This window comes from Variovorax boronicumulans, assembly GCF_030812215.1.
In the GTDB taxonomy this organism is placed as follows: Bacteria; Pseudomonadota; Gammaproteobacteria; order Burkholderiales; family Burkholderiaceae_C; genus Variovorax; species Variovorax boronicumulans_C.
This window is the reverse complement of sequence record NZ_JAUSSG010000007.1, coordinates 160,491-177,847: the sequence shown is the minus strand read 5'-3', so window position 1 is coordinate 177,847 and position 17,357 is coordinate 160,491. Positions and strand designations below refer to the sequence as shown.

The 17,357-nt window shown below is 68.3% G+C and carries 14 protein-coding genes; 7 read left to right on the top strand and 7 right to left on the bottom strand.

Annotation, left to right across the window (positions count from 1 at the left end):
• Window positions 1-15 precede the first annotated feature (15 nt).
• Window positions 16-1,203 (top strand): amylo-alpha-1,6-glucosidase, encoded by a 1,188-nt coding sequence (locus J2W23_RS19565; protein ID WP_307649911.1) that lies wholly within the window; start codon window positions 16-18, stop codon window positions 1,201-1,203.
• A 1-nt stretch (window position 1,204) separates the two neighbouring features.
• On the opposite strand, the gene J2W23_RS19560 is transcribed toward J2W23_RS19565, so the two are convergent.
• The 3 genes from J2W23_RS19560 to J2W23_RS19550 are packed head-to-tail and all read right to left on the bottom strand — an operon-like array spanning window position 1,205 to window position 4,807.
• Window positions 1,205-2,671 carry an N-acyl-D-amino-acid deacylase family protein gene (locus J2W23_RS19560; RefSeq protein ID WP_307650074.1) on the bottom strand — a complete coding sequence of 489 codons (1,467 nt, stop codon included), beginning with the start codon at window positions 2,669-2,671 and terminating at the stop codon, window positions 1,205-1,207.
• A gap of 32 nt (window positions 2,672-2,703) precedes the next feature.
• On the bottom strand, window positions 2,704-3,822 hold the full coding sequence (locus J2W23_RS19555) for a DSD1 family PLP-dependent enzyme (RefSeq protein WP_307649910.1): 1,119 nt from the start codon (window positions 3,820-3,822) through the stop codon (window positions 2,704-2,706).
• A gap of 13 nt (window positions 3,823-3,835) precedes the next feature.
• On the bottom strand, window positions 3,836-4,807 hold the full coding sequence (locus J2W23_RS19550; protein WP_307649909.1) for a Bug family tripartite tricarboxylate transporter substrate binding protein: 972 nt from the start codon (window positions 4,805-4,807) through the stop codon (window positions 3,836-3,838).
• A 165-nt stretch (window positions 4,808-4,972) separates the two neighbouring features.
• Between J2W23_RS19550 and J2W23_RS19545 the strand changes: the two genes are divergently transcribed.
• A complete protein-coding gene (locus J2W23_RS19545) occupies window positions 4,973-5,869 on the top strand; it encodes a LysR substrate-binding domain-containing protein (RefSeq protein ID WP_307649908.1) in 897 nt (298 codons plus the stop codon).
• 94 nt (window positions 5,870-5,963) lie between these two features.
• Complete coding sequence (locus J2W23_RS19540) at window positions 5,964-6,197, top strand: polysaccharide deacetylase (protein ID WP_176657402.1); 234 nt, start codon at window positions 5,964-5,966, stop codon at window positions 6,195-6,197.
• A gap of 116 nt (window positions 6,198-6,313) precedes the next feature.
• On the opposite strand, the gene J2W23_RS19535 is transcribed toward J2W23_RS19540, so the two are convergent.
• A complete protein-coding gene (locus J2W23_RS19535; RefSeq protein WP_307649907.1) occupies window positions 6,314-7,675 on the bottom strand; it encodes a homoserine dehydrogenase in 1,362 nt (453 codons plus the stop codon).
• A gap of 299 nt (window positions 7,676-7,974) precedes the next feature.
• Here J2W23_RS19535 and J2W23_RS19530 point away from each other — a divergent pair, with 299 nt between their 5' ends.
• Window positions 7,975-10,674: a bifunctional acetate--CoA ligase family protein/GNAT family N-acetyltransferase gene (locus J2W23_RS19530; RefSeq protein ID WP_307649906.1), complete on the top strand. Its 2,700-nt coding sequence runs from the start codon at window positions 7,975-7,977 to the stop codon at window positions 10,672-10,674.
• Window positions 10,675-10,692: 18 nt separating this feature from the next.
• Here J2W23_RS19530 and J2W23_RS19525 read toward each other — a convergent pair whose 3' ends face one another.
• Window positions 10,693-11,661: a hypothetical protein gene (locus tag J2W23_RS19525; protein ID WP_307649905.1), complete on the bottom strand. Its 969-nt coding sequence runs from the start codon at window positions 11,659-11,661 to the stop codon at window positions 10,693-10,695.
• 117 nt (window positions 11,662-11,778) lie between these two features.
• Between J2W23_RS19525 and J2W23_RS19520 the strand changes: the two genes are divergently transcribed.
• Genes J2W23_RS19520 through J2W23_RS19510 form a run of 3 tightly spaced genes read left to right on the top strand, consistent with a single transcriptional unit; the run spans window position 11,779 to window position 15,044 of the window.
• Window positions 11,779-12,819 carry an Lnb N-terminal periplasmic domain-containing protein gene (locus J2W23_RS19520; RefSeq protein ID WP_307649904.1) on the top strand — a complete coding sequence of 347 codons (1,041 nt, stop codon included), beginning with the start codon at window positions 11,779-11,781 and terminating at the stop codon, window positions 12,817-12,819.
• On the top strand, window positions 12,816-14,762 hold the full coding sequence (locus J2W23_RS19515; protein WP_307649903.1) for an esterase/lipase family protein: 1,947 nt from the start codon (window positions 12,816-12,818) through the stop codon (window positions 14,760-14,762). Before J2W23_RS19520 ends, J2W23_RS19515 begins: the two co-directional genes overlap by 4 nt.
• 36 nt (window positions 14,763-14,798) lie before the next feature.
• Complete coding sequence (locus tag J2W23_RS19510) at window positions 14,799-15,044, top strand: hypothetical protein (RefSeq protein ID WP_176657396.1); 246 nt, start codon at window positions 14,799-14,801, stop codon at window positions 15,042-15,044.
• On the opposite strand, the gene J2W23_RS19505 is transcribed toward J2W23_RS19510, so the two are convergent.
• The gene (locus J2W23_RS19505; protein ID WP_307649902.1) at window positions 15,028-16,245 is read right to left on the bottom strand and encodes a YeeE/YedE family protein; all 1,218 of its coding nucleotides are present in this window, start codon (window positions 16,243-16,245) and stop codon (window positions 15,028-15,030) included. The genes J2W23_RS19510 and J2W23_RS19505 overlap by 17 nt on opposite strands.
• A gap of 130 nt (window positions 16,246-16,375) precedes the next feature.
• Window positions 16,376-17,326 (bottom strand): sulfurtransferase, encoded by a 951-nt coding sequence (locus tag J2W23_RS19500; protein ID WP_307649901.1) that lies wholly within the window; start codon window positions 17,324-17,326, stop codon window positions 16,376-16,378.
• Window positions 17,327-17,357: the final 31 nt, after the last annotated feature.

Sequence of the window (17,357 nt, the reverse complement as noted above, 5' to 3'; positions counted from 1 at the left end):
CATACGATCCATGCCATGACGACAACGCCCGACACCGATTCGCTCGCGCTGGTCGACGCCTGCACGCAGGCCTCGTTCGCGCTCCTGGAAAGCAACCTCACGCCCCACGGCATCCTGGCCGCGAGCCGCACCGAGGCGGCCGTGGCGCGGCGCTACACGCGCATCTTCGGGCGCGATGCCGCGATCTGCGTGATGGCCATGTGCGGCAGCGGCGTGCCCGCGCTGGAGCAAGGGGCGGTGGCGAGCCTCGATGCGCTTGCGGCGCAGCAGGCAGCCAACGGGCAGATTCCCAAGTATGTGGACCCCGAGGGCCAGGATGCGGACTTCTGGTATCTCGGCTGCATCGATGCGACCCTGTGGTGGCTGATCGCGGTGGACCATGTGCGCCGCCACGGCGATGTCGGCCCCACGCGCTGGGAAGACGGCGTGGCCCGTGCGATCGGCTGGCTGCTCGCGCAGGAGCACCAGCACTTCCGGCTGCTGCAGCAGAACGAGGCGAGCGACTGGGCCGACATCATGCCGCGCTCGGGCTACGTGCTGTACAGCAACGCGCTCTGGCACGACGTCAAGCGCCGCTTCGCGCTGGACCATGCCGAGGAGACGCGACACCACTTCAACCACATGTTCAACCCGTTCCAGCGCGACCTGCCCGAATACCACCGGGCGCGGCTGCTGCGGCACTACGCGCGGCGCGGGCGGCGCGACCCGGCGCTCTACCTGAGCTTCGTCAACTTCGCGTTCGTCGGCAACGAGGGCGACGTGTTCGGCAACGTGCTGGCCATACAGGCCGGCCTGAGCGAACCCGAGATGGCCGGCCGCATCGTCGACACCATCGCGAACGCGCGCGCGGCCGATCCGTACCCGGTGCGCGTCGTGCTGCATCCGCTGTCGCGCCAGCACGAGCTGTGGCGGCCCTACATGGGACGCCACCAGCAGAACGACGTGCACCAGTACCACAACGGCGGCATCTGGCCGTTCGTGGGCGGCTTCTGGGTGATGGCGCTGGCCAACGTGGGGCGGCGCGATCTCGCACACGCCGAACTCGCGCGGCTCGCGCACGTCAATTCGCTCGGCGACTGGCGCTTCACCGAGTGGTTCCACGGCAAGACGCTGGCGCCGATGGGCATGGCCGGCCAGAGCTGGAACGCCGCGACCTTCCTGCTCGCGAAACGCGCCCTGGAAGGCCGCGCTGACGCGTGGTGACTCAGCCCTTCGCTCTTTCGGACTCGCGCGCCAGCACCCGGCCGGGTCGCGCACCCGTCGGGCCGCCGCGTTGCCAGACGACCGCGCCGTTGACGATCACCGCCTCGATGCCGCGCGCCGGTGCCATCGGCGATTCGTACGTGGCGGCTTCGTCCACCGTGTCGGCGTCGAACAGGGCCAGGTCGGCATATGCGCCTTCCTTCAGCACGCCGCGGTCTTTCAGGCCGAAGTTCTTCGCGGTGAGGCCCGTCATCTTGTAGATGGCCGTCTCCAGCGGGAACAGCCCGAGCAGCCGGCCGTAGTGGCCGAGCACGCGCGGAAAACTGCCCCACAGTCGCGGATGCGGCGATGCATCGTGCGGCAGGCCGTCGGAGCCGATCATGGTCTGGTCGAACTTCAGGATGCGTTGCACATCGGCCTCGTCGAGCCGGAAGTAGATGCCGCCCGCGGGGCTGAGCTGGCGGATCGCCTCGTCCTGGCTCACGCCCAGCTTCTTCGCGATCGCGTCCAGGTCCTGGCCCGCGTATTCGGGCATGGGCTTGGACCAGCTCACGATCACCCGCGAGGAGCTCGCGGCGCGGTCTGACGAGAGGATGGTCGAGCCGGCCGTGTAGGGGTAGCAGTCCAGGCAGATCGGCTGCGTGGCCATGTTCTTCTCGATGAAGCTCAGCGCCTCCTGCGAGCGGCCATGGTTCTCGGGCCCGACCACCTTCATGTGAGAGATGACGACCTGCACGCCCACCTCGCGGCCGACGCGGAAGGTCTCTTCGAGCGAGTCGATCACGCGGTCGGCCTCGTTGCGCATGTGGGTGCAGTAGACGCCGTCGAAGTCCTTCAGCGGGCGGCAGGTCTCGATGACCTCCTCGGTCGGCGCGGCGACCGCGGGCTCGTAGTAGAGGCCGGTGGAAACGCCGATGGCACCGGCCGCGAGCGCCTCCTGCACCAGCGCGCGCATGCGGACGATCTGCGCATCGGTGGCCGGCAGGCCCAGGTCGTCCAGCGTCGCGACGCGCAAGGTGGTGTGCCCCACGAGCAGCGCGCAATTGGTGGCCGCAGGCTTGGCGCGCAGCTCGGCGATGTACGAAGCGAAGGTCGGAAAGGAGAACCAGCCGCCCTCCTCGTCCAGCAGGTTCAGCGGCGGCGTGACCGGCTGCGTGATGCCGCCCGGCATCGGCGCGAGCGAGATGCCGCAGTTGCCCGCGATCACCGTGGTGATGCCCTGGCTCACCTTGGGCGCCATGTCAGGGTTCGACAGCATGAGGCGGTCGTCGTGCGTGTGCGCGTCGATGAAGCCGGGCGCGGCGATGCGCCCTGCCCGGTCGATCTCGACCTCGCCGTGCGAGGCGGAGAGATCGCCGATGCGGGCGATGCGGTCGCCGTTGATGCCGATGTCGCCCGTGTAGCGCGGCGCGCCGGTGCCGTCGACGATGCTGGCGTTGCGGATGAGAAGGTCGAATTTTTCCTGCATCGAATACCTTGAATGCATTGGGTTGAAGGGAGTCAAAGCAGCGCGCCGCGTGCGGCGATCGGCCACAGGGCCTCGACCCGCCCGCCGCGCACGCAGACCAGCTCGTCGTAGAGGTTGACGGTCGGGTCGCAATGGCCGGGCACCAGCATCAGCTGGTCGCCCAGGAACAGCGCGGCGGCATCGGGCGTGGCCAGCGCGCCGTGCTCGTCGGCCGCTTTCACATAGTGCAGATCGGGCCGCTGCCACACGGTCGGCATGCCCGAGTCGACGCTGGAGGCCTTGAGGCCCGCGTCGACCACCGCGCGTTCGGGCGTGGCGCGGCTCATGACGGTGGTGCGCACGAACAGCGCGTGCTCGAACGCGATGTCGTGCGCGCCGCGCTGGTTGTCGCCGTAGTCGCGGTCCATGAAGACGTAGGAGCCAGCCTGGATCTCGTTGAACACGCCCGAGTCGCGCTCGTGCTGGAAGCTGCCGGTGCCCGCGCCCGTCACGCGCTCGACCGCGATGCCGCAGGCTTCGATGGCGTCGCGGGTCGTGCGAGCGGCGTCCACGGCGCTGGCGATGGCCGCGGCGCGATCCTCGGGTGCGCGAAGGTGCTGGGCGGGCCCGTGATAGCAGTGCAGGCCCATGAAGCGAAGCTGCGGCGCGCCGTCCGCGACCTGCTGCGCGAGCCGCACCGCCTCTTCACCGGGCGCCACGCCGCAGCGGTTGGCGCCGACGTTGACTTCGACGTACACATCCAGCGTCACGCCTTCGGCCCGCGCGATGGCGCTCAGCGCTTCGATCTGCAGCGGATGATCGACCAGCACGCCCATGCGCGCCTTGCGGGCCAGCGCGGCGAGGTGGCGCAGCTTGGTCTCGCCGATCACCTGGTTGGTGACCAGCACGTCGGCGATGCCGGCCTCCACGAACACGGCCGCCTCGCTCACCTTCTGGCAGCAGATGCCGGCCGCGCCCAGCGCGATCTGCCGCCGCGCGATCTCGGGCGTCTTGTGGCACTTGGCATGGGCACGCAGGCGCACCCCGCTGCCGCGCAGCGCGTCGGCCATGCGCGCGAGGTTGCGTTCGAACGCATCGAGGTCGAGCACGAGCGCGGGGGTGTCGATGGCGGTGATCGGGTCGCCGGGCCTTGCGGCTTTCCAGGGGGTCATGGTGAGAGGGGCCTCAGTCGATCTTCGCGCCGGAGTCCTTGATGATCTTTGCCCACTTGACCGTCTCGCGCCGCGACAGCTCGAGGAACTGATCGGCCGTGCCGAAATCGGTCTCCGCGCCCAGCAGGCGGAAGCGCTCGCGCACCGCCGGGGTGGCCAGCGCAGTGCGGATCTCTGCATTGAGTTTCGCCACCACCTCCTTGGGCATGCGCGCCGGCCCGATGATTCCGCCCCAGGCCTCGACCTCGAAGCCCGGCACACCGGCCTCGGCGATGGTCGGAACGTCCGGGTAGGTGGGCGAGCGCTGGCGCGACGAGATGCCCAGCGCCCTCACCTTGCCCGATTGCGCGAGCGGGCCCGAGACGGGTGTGTTGACCATCATCAGCTGCACGCCGCCGCCGATGAGGTCGGTCACCGCCGCCGTCGCGGCCTTGTAGGGCACATGCAGCATGTTCGTGCCGGTCATCGACTTGAAGAGCTCCACGCCCAGGTGCGCGGTGGTGCCGTTGCCGTCGGAGGCGAAGGCCAGCTTGCCGGGGTTCTTCTTCGCGTAGGCGATGAGCTCGGTCACGCTCTTCACCGGCAGGTCGTTGTTGACGATCATCAAGTTCGACAGGCGCAGCGTGTTGGCGACCAGCGTCAGGTCTTTCTCGACGTCGTACGGCACGTTGGGCAAGAGCGACCGGTTGGTGGCCAGCGAGACGATGTTGCCGTAGGCCAGCGTGTAGCCGTCGGGCGCGGCATGCACCAGATCCATGGTGCCGATCGTGTAGGAGCCGCCGGGCTTGTTGTCGATGACGATGGGCACGCCCATCTGCTGCGAGAGCTGCGCGCCGAGGGCGCGCATCAGCGAATCGGGTGCGCCGCCGGGGGCCGAAGGCACGATCAGGCGGATCGCCTTGTCGGGATAGGCCGCGAGGGCCGGCAGCGAGAACACCGCCGTCGCGGCAACGAAAAGAGCACACAGCAAGGCACGTGGACGCATGGCAGAGAACTCCGGCTGATGAGGGATCGGTGGGCCGATGATCAGTTCGCGTCGCGCATTGGACAAGCCACGTTTTCTGGGATTAGCATGAGCTTTCCTCATGCACGGTGGCGGTGCGCCAAGGAAAGCCCCTTAGAGCGCATGCACCAGACTTGTTCTTTTCTCATGAACCAGCACGTTCGCGCCCCTTCGACGATGTCCTTGATGTGCCTGGAGGCGAGCGCGCGGCTGCGCTCCTTCACCGCGGCCGCGCAGGAGCTGCGGCTCACGCAGGGCGCGGTGAGCCGGCAGGTGCAGACGTTGGAAGACCGGCTCGGCGTGAAGCTCTTCACCCGTCGGCGCGAGGCGCTGGCGTTGACGGACGCGGGCCGCTACTACCTTGGCGAAGTCGCACCGCTCCTGCAGCGGCTGGAGCGCGCCACGGCCAACGTGATGGCGCTCAAGGGGCGCGGCGGTGAACTGTCGCTGTCGTGCGGCGCCTCGGTCGGCAGCTACTGGCTGATTCCGCGCCTGCCGGAATTCACGCGCGACCATGGCGAGATCACGCTGAACCTGGGCACGCGCGTGGGGCCGGTGGATTTCTCCGCCACGCCGGTCGATGCATCGCTGGAATTCGGGGACGGCAAGCGTCCCGGCCTGCACAGCGAATTCGTGCTGCCGCTGGACCTCTCGCCCTACGCGGCGCCTGCGTGGATCGCCGCGCACGGCAAGACCGTCGATGCGAATACGCCGCGCTCGGCACTGATCCACCACCAGACGCTGCCCGGCGCGTGGGATGAGTGGTTCGCGCGCGAAGGCATCGCGGCCGAAGCGGGCCGCGAGGGGCCGCGCTACGACATCATGTCCATGGCCTTGAACGCCTCGCTGGCGGGCATGGGGGTAGCGCTGCTGCCGCCGTACATGAGCGACGAATCGGTGGCTTCGGGGCGGCTGCGCCGGCTGTCTCGCCGCAAGTGGCGCTACGCCAAGGGCTACTACCTCGTGTACCCGGAGGAGTCGGCACAGATGCAATCGCTGCAGGTCTTCAGGCAATGGCTGCTGGCGCAGGCAGGTCGAACCTGACAACGGATACGCCCACCCGTCCGTTGAGGGCGGGCAAGCCTGCTTTCGTAGACTTGCCTTTTGAAACGAAAATTAATACTATCGTTTCCACTCCATGAACTACGCACACATCAGAGACAGGTACAACGTGCCCGCCAAACGAGGTGCACGGGTCGAATACCACGGGCAGCTGGGGACGGTGACCTCGACCAGTTCCGCGGCCGTCAGGGTCCGGATGGACGGCATGTCGCGATCCCAGCCGTTCGCGCCGGACGAGCTTCGATGGCTGGACACGGATGCGGTAGTGCTGCCATTCCCGCAAGGCGGCGCCAGCCCACTGCCGGCCTGACGCGCGCTCACAGCGCGCTGCTCTTTCACTGGCGATCACGCGTCGCCCGACCTCTGGGGCGACGGTGAAGCCAGCCTCTTTTCCGCAAGGCACACGCGGTGCCTGAAGTCACTCCGCTAGCTCGCAAGCGCCTCCACGCGAAGCGTCGTCACGGTGCCATTCGCTGCCGGGTGCGCCTGCAACGCATGCACGGCAAGGTCGACCGCGCCTTGCGCCGCCGGCCCGGTCAGCACCAGCACCTGGGGGCCCGTCTCCGGTCGCTCCGCCGCCAGCACCACCTGCTGCACCGGCAGCTGTTGCCCGGCCAGCAAGGCTGCAACCGCCTCGATCTGATTCGCCGCATGCACGGGCACCCGCAGGTAGTGCGAAGTGCGCACCGCAGCACGTGGCAACACCGGAAGTTCACTCATCGCGTGCGCATGGAAACCCAGATGCGGCACGCGCTGCCCGGCATGGGTGCCATCGAGCCGCGCAACGTCCACCAGGTCGGCGATCACGGCCGATGCCGTCTGCTCCGAGCCGGCCCCCGCGCCGTAGTACATCGTCACGCCCGATGCATCGCCCTTCACCATGACCGCGTTCATCGAGCCGTTCACATGCGCCATCAGGTGCGCGGCGGGCACGAGCGCGGGTTGCACGCGCAGCTCGACGCCCTCTTCCCGGCGGCGCGCGATGCCCAGCAGCTTGATGCGCAAGCCCAGCTGCTCGGCGCAAGCCACGTCCTCGCCCTGCAGCGCGGTGATGCCCTCTACCTGCACATCGGCAAAGCGCACCGGCGAGCCGAATGCATTGGCGGCAAGCAGCGTCAGCTTGTGCGCGGCGTCGATGCCCTCGATGTCGAAGGCCGGATCGGCTTCGGCATAACCCAGGGTCTGCGCCTGTGCGAGCGCCGCGGCGAAGTCCAGGCCCTCGTCGCGCATCTTGCTCAGGATGAAATTGGTGGTGCCGTTGATGATGCCCGCCACCCACTCGATGCGGTTCGCGGTGAGCCCTTCGCGCAGCGCCTTCACGATGGGGATGCTGACCGCCACCGCGCCTTCGTACGCCACCGCCACGCCATGCTGGCGCGCCGCGGCGAAGATATCGGCGCCGTGTTCCGCCAGCAGCGCCTTGTTGGCCGTGACCACGTGCTTGCCATGCGCGATGGCCGCCAGCACCCAGTCGCGCGCCGGGCCGGTGCCGCCGGCCACTTCGACCAGCACATCGACATCGGGGTGCGTGGCGACGTGCATCGGGTCATCGGTCAGCGGGACGCCGTCGCCCACGATGCCGGCCGCCCGCGGCAGGTTGCGCGCGGCCACCATCACCACCTCGATGCCCCGCCCGGCCCGGCCGGCAATCTCGGCCTGGTTGCGCGCCAGCACGCGGAAGGTGCCCGAGCCCACGGTGCCGATGCCGATCATGCCCACGCGCAGCGGGCGCATGGCCACGGGAACACCGTGAAGGGGCTGAAGGGACAGGACTGGATCGCGGTACATGGGACTTCTCCGAACAACTGACGAACAAACAAAAAACCCAGCTGCCAGAGCTGGGTTTCATTCGTTCGGGGAGAAGAGCGATTCACCAGGTGGCTGCCGGAACGGCCACCTGCGCGTGCTCAGGTGGCCGCGGTGGTAATGGAGGTAATCATTCGTGCACCCATTGCCTGCGGGAATGCAGGCGGCATCATCCGGCCCGTGCGGGCGGCGGCGAATGCGGTGTGGAGTGGGAGGCACGACATGGAGGCCGGAGTGTACAGGAGCTCCCACATCCCCCGGTGATCGGGGCACACTAAGCCATGGACAAGCACTTCCTGACCCCACTTTTTGCGCCTGCTTCCGCCGTGGCCTTCGTCGGCAACGCCAGCGACCCCGGCGGCCAGGCCGCATCGGGCCGCACGCTGCGCGAAGCCTTCCGCGCCGACCGCTTCGACGGCACGCTGCGCTTCCTGGACGTGCGCACCAAGGGCACGCTCGAAGAACTCGCGCAGACGCATGCCGACCTCGCCCTCATCGCGCTCGCACCGCAGGACGTGGCGGCCGCCCTCGAGATCGCCGGGCGCATCGGCTGCAAGGCCGCGGTGGTCATCTCCAACGGCATCACCTCGGAGCAGGCTGCCCAGTGGCGCAAGATCGCGCGCCGCGAAGGCGTGCACCTGCTCGGGCCCAACTCGCTGGGCTTCCAGCGCCCGCTGCTGCACCTGAACGCCAGCGTCGCGGGGCCGCTGGCCAAGGCCGGCCCGCTCGCGCTGGTGTCGCAATCGGGCGCGCTCACCGCCTCGATGCTCGACTGGGCACGGCAGAACGGCGTCGGCTTCTCGAGCGTGGTGTCGCTGGGCCCGCACACCTCGGTCGACATTCCCCAGGTGCTCGACTTCCTCGCGAATGACCAGGCGACGCACAGCATCATCGTGTACCTTGAAGGCATCTCGGACGCCCGCCGCTTCATGAGCGCACTGCGTTCGGCCTCGCATGCCAAGCCGGTAGTGGTGCTCAAGGCCGGTCGCAAGCCCGCCGGCAATGCGGCGGCGCAAACGCACAGCGCTTCCATCGTCGGCAGCGACGACGTGTTCGATGCCGCACTGCGCCGCGCGGGCGCCGTACGGGTGCGTTCTTTTGTCGAACTGTTCTCCGCCGCCAAATGCCTGGCCTCGCGCTACCGCCCCGTGGGCAAGCGGCTCGCCGTGGTCACCAACGGCGGCGGCCCGGGTGTGCTGGCGGCCGACTGGATCAACGAGATTGGCCTGGACCTCGGCAAGCTCTCCGCCCCCGCGCAGAAGCTGCTGCACCCCACGCTGCCGTCCCTCGCGACACTCACGGACCTGATCGACCTTTCCGAAGACGCCACCCCCGCCCACTACCGCGCCGCCATCGACACCGCGTCGGCCGACAGCCAGGTCGATGGCGTGCTGGCCATCTTTTCCCCGAAGGCCGGCGTCGATGCCGCGGCCACGGCCCGCGCCCTCGCCGACATCCCGCGTCCCATGAACAAGCCGCTGCTCGCCTGCTGGATGGGCGACTCTTCCGTCGGCAATGCGCGCGCGGTGCTGGCCGAGGCCACGATCCCGAGCTTTCGCACGCCGGAGGCGGCCGTGGGCGCGTTCGGCAACATCGCGGCTTTCTATCAGAACCAGCAGTTGCTGCAGCAGACGCCGCCGCCGCTCTCCGCGCTCGCCAAGCCCGACATCGAAGGCGCGCGCCTCTTGATCGAGAGCGTGCTGGCCGAGCGGCGCAAGGTGCTGACGGAAATGGAGTCGAAGTCGCTGCTGTCGTGCTTCCACATTCCGATCACCCGTACGCTGCTCGCGCGCAGCGCCAATGAGGCCATGATGATCGCCACGCAGCTGGGTTTTCCGGTGGCGCTGAAGATCGATTCGCCCGACATCAGCCACAAGTCCGACGTCGAGGGCGTGGCGCTCAATGTGCTCAACGGCACCAGCGCGCGCGACACCTACGTCGAGATGATGGAGCGCGTCGCCCGCCTGGCGCCCGAGGCGCGCATCAACGGCGTGACGGTGCAGAAGATGGTGAAGGCGCGGCGCGGCCGCGAAATCTACGTCGGCCTCGTGACCGACGAGCCCTTCGGCCCGGTCATCGTCTTCGGCGCGGGCGGCACCATGATCGAGCTCATGAACGACCGCGCGATGGAGCTGCCGCCGCTCAACCAGTTTCTCGCGCACCGCCTCATCGAACGCTCGCGCGTGGCCGAGACGCTGGGCGAATGGCGCGGCGCGAATCCGGTGAACATGGAGGCGCTCGAAGACGTGCTGCTGCGCGTGTCGGAGATGGTGTGCGAGCTGCCCGAGCTGCGCGAGATGGACATCAACCCGATCATTGTGGACGAGCACGGCGCGGTGTCGGTCGATGCGCGCATCGTGGTCGACAGCAGCCCGCAGGCGGTGGCGGGCCATGTGGGCAGCGGCTACCAGCACCTGGCCATCATGCCGTACCCCGCGCGCTACCGGCGCGAATGGCCGTTGCCCGGCACGGGCGGCGACCTCTACACCGTGCGGCCGGTGCACCCCAACGACGCGCAGATGCTGCAGGCGCTGGTGCAGGGCCTCTCGCCCGAGAGCCGGTGGTTCCGTTTCGTCTCGCGCTTCCGCGAGCTGCCGCCCTCGATGCTCTCGCGCTTCACGCTCATCGACTACGACCGCGAGATGGCGCTGGTGGCCGTGGTGATGGAGCGCAGCAATGCACCCGACGGCACGATTCTCGACAGCGAACGCATCGTGGGCGTGTCGCGCTATGTCACCAATCCCGACCAGACCAGTTGCGAGTTCTCGCTGGTGGTGGCCGACGAGTTCAGCGGCAAGGGCATCGGCTCGCGGCTGCTCGAAAGCATCATCGACGTGGCGCGCGACCGGGGCCTGGCGGAAGTCGACGGCCTCGTGCTCGCCAACAACCCCGACATGCTCAAGCTCGTGCGCCGGCTGGGCTTCACCGTGAAGTCGTTCCCCGAGGACCCCGACTTCAAGCTCGTGACCTACATGCTGTAGCCGGCCGCGTCGGTTCGCTCAGTTCGAATCGACCATGTAGAACCAGATCGGCTCCAGCCGCGCGGTGGCCGTGGGCCGGTGCAGGTAGATGTCGTAGATCAGCGTGCGGTCTTGCCTGAACTTCTTGTATGGCACCCGCAGCACGCCTTCGCCGAGGTTGGGCGCATCGGTCCGCTTCAGGCGAACCAGCTTGTTGCCCGACAGGGTCTCGACGGCGTAGTTCTCCAGCGGCGCCAGCGTCATGCCGCCGTCGTCCACAGAGTTCACCCACTGGTCGAAGCGGCGCCGCGCTTCATCGGGCGTCATGTAGTTGGCCTCGTAGGCCATGAACTCGGCCTTGGCCAGCGCCCCCATGAAGGCCGCGCCTTTCTTCTTTCGGAAGTCGTCCATCAGCCGTTCATAGGCCGCGACCACCTCGGTCTTGAGTTGCGCATCGCCCGCATCCAGCGGCACGCTGTGGTGCCAACCGGCGAGCGCATAGGGCACCGACGCATCGAAGCCGAGCGACTTCGAGGCCTCGCCGCCCTGCTTGAATTCGGGCTGCCTGCCGTCGACAAGCTTGGGCAATTCGTAGGCGGCCAGCGTCTTCGCCGGCTCGCGGCCGCCGCCCTTCATCCAGCCGCTCGCGATCACCTCGAGCTTGAATGCGTCGGTGTCGGGAAGACGCGCCTGGCCGGGCCCGGGCGCGAAGCGCACCGTCACCGTCTGCGGCCCGCTTTGCAGGATCGCCTGATTGACGAAGAACCTGAAGGTGCCGGCCCGCTTGAGCGGACCCTTGTAGAGCGGCAGTTCGTTGACGAACACCTGGTAGGCCAGCGTGCCGTCGCCGGTGACCGCCACCTCGTAGGTCGGCTTGCGGTCGTACTGCAGGAGGTTCTTGAACGCCTCTGCGGAGGGTGGGCGCGGCGCGGGGGGCATGGGTTGCGCGAATGATGCAAGTGCCTGCAACAGCGACAGCGAAACGGCGACACGAACGATCCTCTTCATCCCATGGCTCCTTTTTTTCTTCGAGGAGGATACAGCCGCCGCATCGTAAGCTCCGGCGTCGCGTTGCGCGCGCCGCGTAATGAATTCGTTGCAAGTCCCTGGTTTCCCTCTCCTTCCATGATTCGAACCTTCCTGCGTATCTCCGGCTGCCTCGTGGCCTCGCTCGCCGTGCTGCTCTCGGCGGCATGGGCCTGTGCGGCCCTGTGGTACCAGCTGCCGGCAACGCCCGCCATCAAGATCGCGGCCGGCGTGCTCTGGGCCGGCTTCGGCCTCGCGACGATCGCGCTGCTGTGGCGCGGCAGGGCCGCGCGCGCCCTGCTCTCGTATGTTGTGGGGTTCGCCATGGTGCTCGCGTGGTGGGGCACCATCCCGCCCTCGCAAAACCGGGTCTGGGCCGACGACGTGGCACGGCAGCTCATTGCGCGCGTCGAGGGAAACGTGGTGACCATGGAGAACGTGCGCAACTTCGACTGGCGCACCGACACCGACTACACCCCGCGCTGGGAAACCCGCCGCTACGACCTCGACCGCCTTCGCTCGGTCGACGTGTCGCTCTCCTACTGGACCGGCCCGGCCATCGCCCACACGCTCGTGTCCTTCGGCTTCGACGACGGCCAGTTCGTCACCTTCTCCATCGAGATCCGGAAGGAACGCGGCGAAAGCTTCTCGTCCATCGGGGGCTTCTTCAAGGAATTCGAGATGAGCCTCGTCGCGGCCGACGAGCACGACATCCTGCGGGTGCGCACCAACGTGCGCGGCGAAGACGTCTACATGTACCGCGTGCGCCTGCCCGAAGCCGAGATGCGCTCGCTCTTCCTCGGCTACCTCGGCGAAGGCGCGGCGCTGGTGCGCGCGCCGAGCTTCTACAACACGCTCACCGCCAACTGCACGACCATCGTCTACGCGCTCGCCAAACACGTCGTGCCCGGCCTGCCGATGGACTGGCGGCTGCTGGCCTCGGGCTACCTGCCCGAGTACCTTCACGACGTCGGTGCGCTCACGCCGGGCCTCGGCATGGCGGACTTGCGCGCGGCCGGACGCATCACCGAACGTGCGCGTGCATTCGACCGCAGCCCCGGCACGGAAAGCTTCTCGCGAGCCATCCGGAACGATTTGCCGGGTGTGGAAATGGCAGTCGATGCCGGGGCCAGGCCATGACGGTTTCGCGCTTCCTCGCACTGCAGTCCCTGCTCTGCGCCGCGCTGCTTCTGACCGGCTGCGCGGGCGTCACGGTCGGCTCGATCTCGCCCTCCGAGTACCTGGCGCAACGCCGCGGCGACGTGCTCATCACCGGCAAGCTCAGCACCTCTGCGGAGGAGGTGCTTCGCGTGATCGGCTCGGACGCCGACCAATGCACGGCGAACGGACCAGCCTGTCGCAAGGCCCTGGCCGACTCCACCGGCCTCAGCGACGAACAGCGCCTCTCCGCTCTCTCGGAAGTCTGGCTGCAGGTGGCGCTTGCAACGGGCAAGGCCAGCGGCGGCGCCGCCGGGCCTTCCGCGCCCGAAACCATCGAGGCGTACCTGGAGACCGCGCGCCATGCCTATGCCTACCTGTTCTTCACCGCGCGCAAGCCACGCGACCGGGCCTTCGAAGACCGCCAGACGCAGGTGCGCGACTACTACAACTACGCGGTGCAGCAGGCGATCACCGGCCTGTTCAGCCGCTACCGCCAGAGCGGCCGTGTGGGTGACGACGCGATGCCGCGCGTGCCGCAAGTGGGCGCCTGGCGCATCGACACCGATCTGTCCGCGCTCGAACTGCGTCCCGACGACCCGGTGCCGCAGGAACTGATTCCCGCCGCCTCGCTCACCTTCTCCGGCTTGCGCAACACCTACCGGCGCGACGGCTTCGGCGCCGAACTGGTGGTGGCGACCAACCAGCCGGCGCCCTCGCCCCCTTCGCCCCTCACCGCGGACAGCAAGACCGGGGACGACACGCCGCCCTACAGCGAAATGCCCTTCCCCGGCCTCACCGCGCTCCTGCGCTTCGAAGGCGCGGACCTGCGCCAGGTGCTCGCCACGCACACCGCCCGCATCGTGGTGTTCGACCCCTATCGCACCTCGACCACGCGGCTGGCCGAACAGGACGTTCCGCTCGCCGCCAACTTCACCTCCGGCTACGGCCTCTGGCTCGCGCGCTCCGACTTCGCGCGCCAGGCGCTGCGCAGCCTGTTCGGCAGCGCCGAGGGGCTCACCAAGCCGCGCATCTACCTGATGCAGCCCTACGACCCGAACCGGCGCACGGTCATCATGCTGCACGGCCTCGCAAGCAGTCCCGAGGCGTGGATCAACGTGGCCAACGAGGTGCTGGGCGACGAAACGCTGCGCCGCCGCTACCAGATCTGGCAGGTCTACTACCCGACGAACGCGCCGCTCGCGATCAACAACTTCGCGATCCGGCAGGCCATCACCGAGACGCTCGCGCACTTCGACCCGACGGGCAAGGCCGAGGCCTCGCGCAATATCACGTTGATCGGGCACAGCATGGGCGGCGTGCTCTCGCGCCTCCTGGTGTCCTCGTCGGGCGACAAGCTGTGGGACACGCTCCTTGCCAGCTACCCCATGCAAGGTGCGCAGCAGCAGCGCATGGAGCAGCGGCTTGCGCCTTACCTGCGCTTCGAGCCGCTGCCGCAGGTGAGCGACGCGATCTTCATCGCCTCGCCGCACAAAGGCACGCCCTTTGCCAACAACCGCATCGCACGCTGGGTGGCCAACCTCATCACGCTGCCGGTGGCGATGCTGGGGCAGCTGAACGATGTTTCGCGCGAGCTGATGCGCATCGCGCCCGGCAAGCAGGACATCGGGCCGCTGCGCATTCCCAACAGCATCGACAACCTGAGCGACCGCGACGCCTTCGTGCAGATGTCCTCGGGCCTGCCGATGAACCCGCGCGTGCGCTTCCACTCGATCATCGGCAACGACACGCCGGGCGTCGCGCAGGCGCTCTCGAGCGACGGCATCGTGCCTTACGAGAGCGCGCACCTGGAGGGCGCTGCGTCGGAGCTTGTCATACCGTCGGCACACAGCGTGCAGGAGAATCCGCTGGCCATCCTGGAAATCAGGCGAATACTCCGGGAACAATTGCAGCCTGTCCGGTAGTCAGAGCAGGCCCGTCCCACACCACCCCCACCCGCCATGGACAACTTGCAAGCACTGCAATCGCTCGGCATCACCCTGCCGAGCCCGGCCTACATCCTCGGTGCCGTGCTGTTCGGCCTCGCCGGCATCGCGGCGTACAGGTATGGCAAGCGTTCCGGCCGGCGGCGCAGCAAATGGCTCGGCGTGGCGCTGATGTTCTACCCCTATGCGGTGCCGTGGACCTGGTTGCTCTACGTCGTCGGCATCGCGCTGTGCGCGGGCGTCTTCATCGACCGCGATTGAGTGCACCCGCCGCGGCCCGGACCCGGCGTACGCGCAGTCCCGCCCACACCGCGAACAGCACGCTCGCACCGAACACCCAGCCCGACAGCGCACCGGCCATGGTGCCGGAAAGCAGGTTGCCGACCGTGCAGCCAAGGCCGGTCATCGCACCCCACCCCAACAGCACGCCACCGCCCAGGCCGCGCGCGACCTGGCCCGGCTTCGGCCATGCGGGCTTGAACTGTCCGCTTGCGAGCGCCGCAGCCAGTGCGCCGGCCACAATGCCGCCGATCAGCAATGCATTGGGCGTCTGCCAGAGGCTCTCGACCACGGCGGTGACGCAGCCGCCGAAGCCGTCGAGCCCGTCCAGCCGCTGCGGCAGCAGGCCTTGTGCATTTCCGAGATCACGCGCGGCGCTGCCCAGCGCGGCCGTCACGCCCAGCGGGCGCAGCCGCAGCACCACGATCACCGCGATGGCGCCGACCACGATGCCGCCCCATCCATAGGCCCAGCGTCCTTGCAGCAGGCCGCGCAGCGCCGCGGCAAAGCTGCGAGGCGTCGTTGCCGGTGCTTCGGGCGTGGGCAACCGTCGCCAGAGCACGGCGCTTAGTACGCCAAGCAACGCGAGCTGCAGCACCGCCGACCCCGCGTAGCCCAGGTGATGCGGCAGCCACACCACCGGCGCAGTGGCGATGGTGGCGCTGTAGAGCCAGTTCCAGCTGTTGAAGCCCAGCAGAAAACCACCGGCGGCCCCCAGCAGCGCGAACGGCGCGGTCGGCGAGCCTTCGCCCAACCGGTACCAGTGCGCGCTGATGCACGAGCCCGAAACCACCATGCCCGCGCCGAAGGCCAGGCCCGCGAGCACCAGCGCCCAGCTCACCGGTCCGATGTGCGCATCGGGCGGCAGGCGCCCCGGCTGCGGCACCGGCAGCCAGCCCGTCATGACGACGTGCATGCCCACCGTGCCGACCGCGAGCGCGGCCACGATGGCGAGCAGCCCGCGTGCATCGCCGCCCTCGAAGTAGTCGCGCGCATGGCAATAGAAGCAGAAGCGTGAACGCTGCAGCACCACGCCGAGCACGGCGCCCAGCCCGAGTGCGAACGCGAGCGCCCGGCCGCCGCTGCGTTCGCCGAGCAGGTGCACGCCGGCAGCGACGAGCAGCAGCGTCGCGGTTGCCGCGACGAGGCCGGCGCGGGAAAGTGAAAGCGATGAAGTAGTCATGTCCCCTCCGGCACATCCATAAAAAAAGCGAGCCCGAAGGCCCGCCCAAAAGTCGTCCGTCAAGTTGGCGATGAAGACAACCCGACTCCGACTCACCTCGAACTCATCCGTCAACCCACCTCGAAATCCATCACTTGGAAGCCCAGACCGTGCCGCTCGGGTTGTTGACCGGCACGCCGACGGCGTTGCCGTATTCGGTCCACGAGCCGTCGTAGTTGCGCACGTTCTTGTAGCCAAGGATCCTGTTGAGCGCGAACCAGGTGTGGCTCGAACGCTCGCCGATGCGGCAGTAGGTGATGGCCGGCTTGCTGCCGTCGATGCCCACGCCGGCATACAGCGCCTTCAGCTCGGCAACCGACTTGAAGGTGCCGTCTTCATTCACCGCGCGGCCCCACGGCACGTTGGCCGCACCGGGGATGTGGCCCGCGCGCACCGCCAGTTCGGCGGCTCCGGAGGGCGCGAAGATCTTGCCGCTGTACTCGTCGGCCGAGCGGATGTCGACCAGCTTCGTGTCGCTCTTGCCCTCGGCCACGGCCAGCACGTCGGCCAGCCGCGCGCGAATCTGCGGGTTGGGTTGCGTCACCTTGAAGCGGGTGGCGGCGTACTCGGGCGCGCGGTTGTCCAGGCCGCGGTTCTCGGCCTCCCATTTCTTGCGGCCGCCATCGAGCAGCTTCACGTTCGACAGGCCGTACTGGTCGAACACCCAGGCGCCCCATGCGGCGAACCAGTTGTTGTTGTCGCCGTACAGGACGATGGTGGTGTCCTTGTCCACGCCGGCGGTGGACAGCAGCTTCTCGAAATCGGCCTGGCTCACGATGTCGCGCCGCACGCGGTCGTTCAGGTCGTTGTGCCACGAGAAATTGACGGCGCCGGGGATGTGGCCGCGCTCGTAGAGGCCGGGGTTCACGCTGACCTCGATCACGCGCAGCTTCGGGTTCTTGAGATTCTTCTCGAGCCATTCGGTCGACACGAGCGGGCCGCTGCCGTCGGCCGATGCCTGCGCGAACGCAACGGGCGAGGTGGCCAGGAAGGTCAGCGTGGCGAAGGACGCGGCTCGCCACCATCTGCTGAGAATCGACATGCGGAACTCCTTGTAAATGAACATGAAAAAC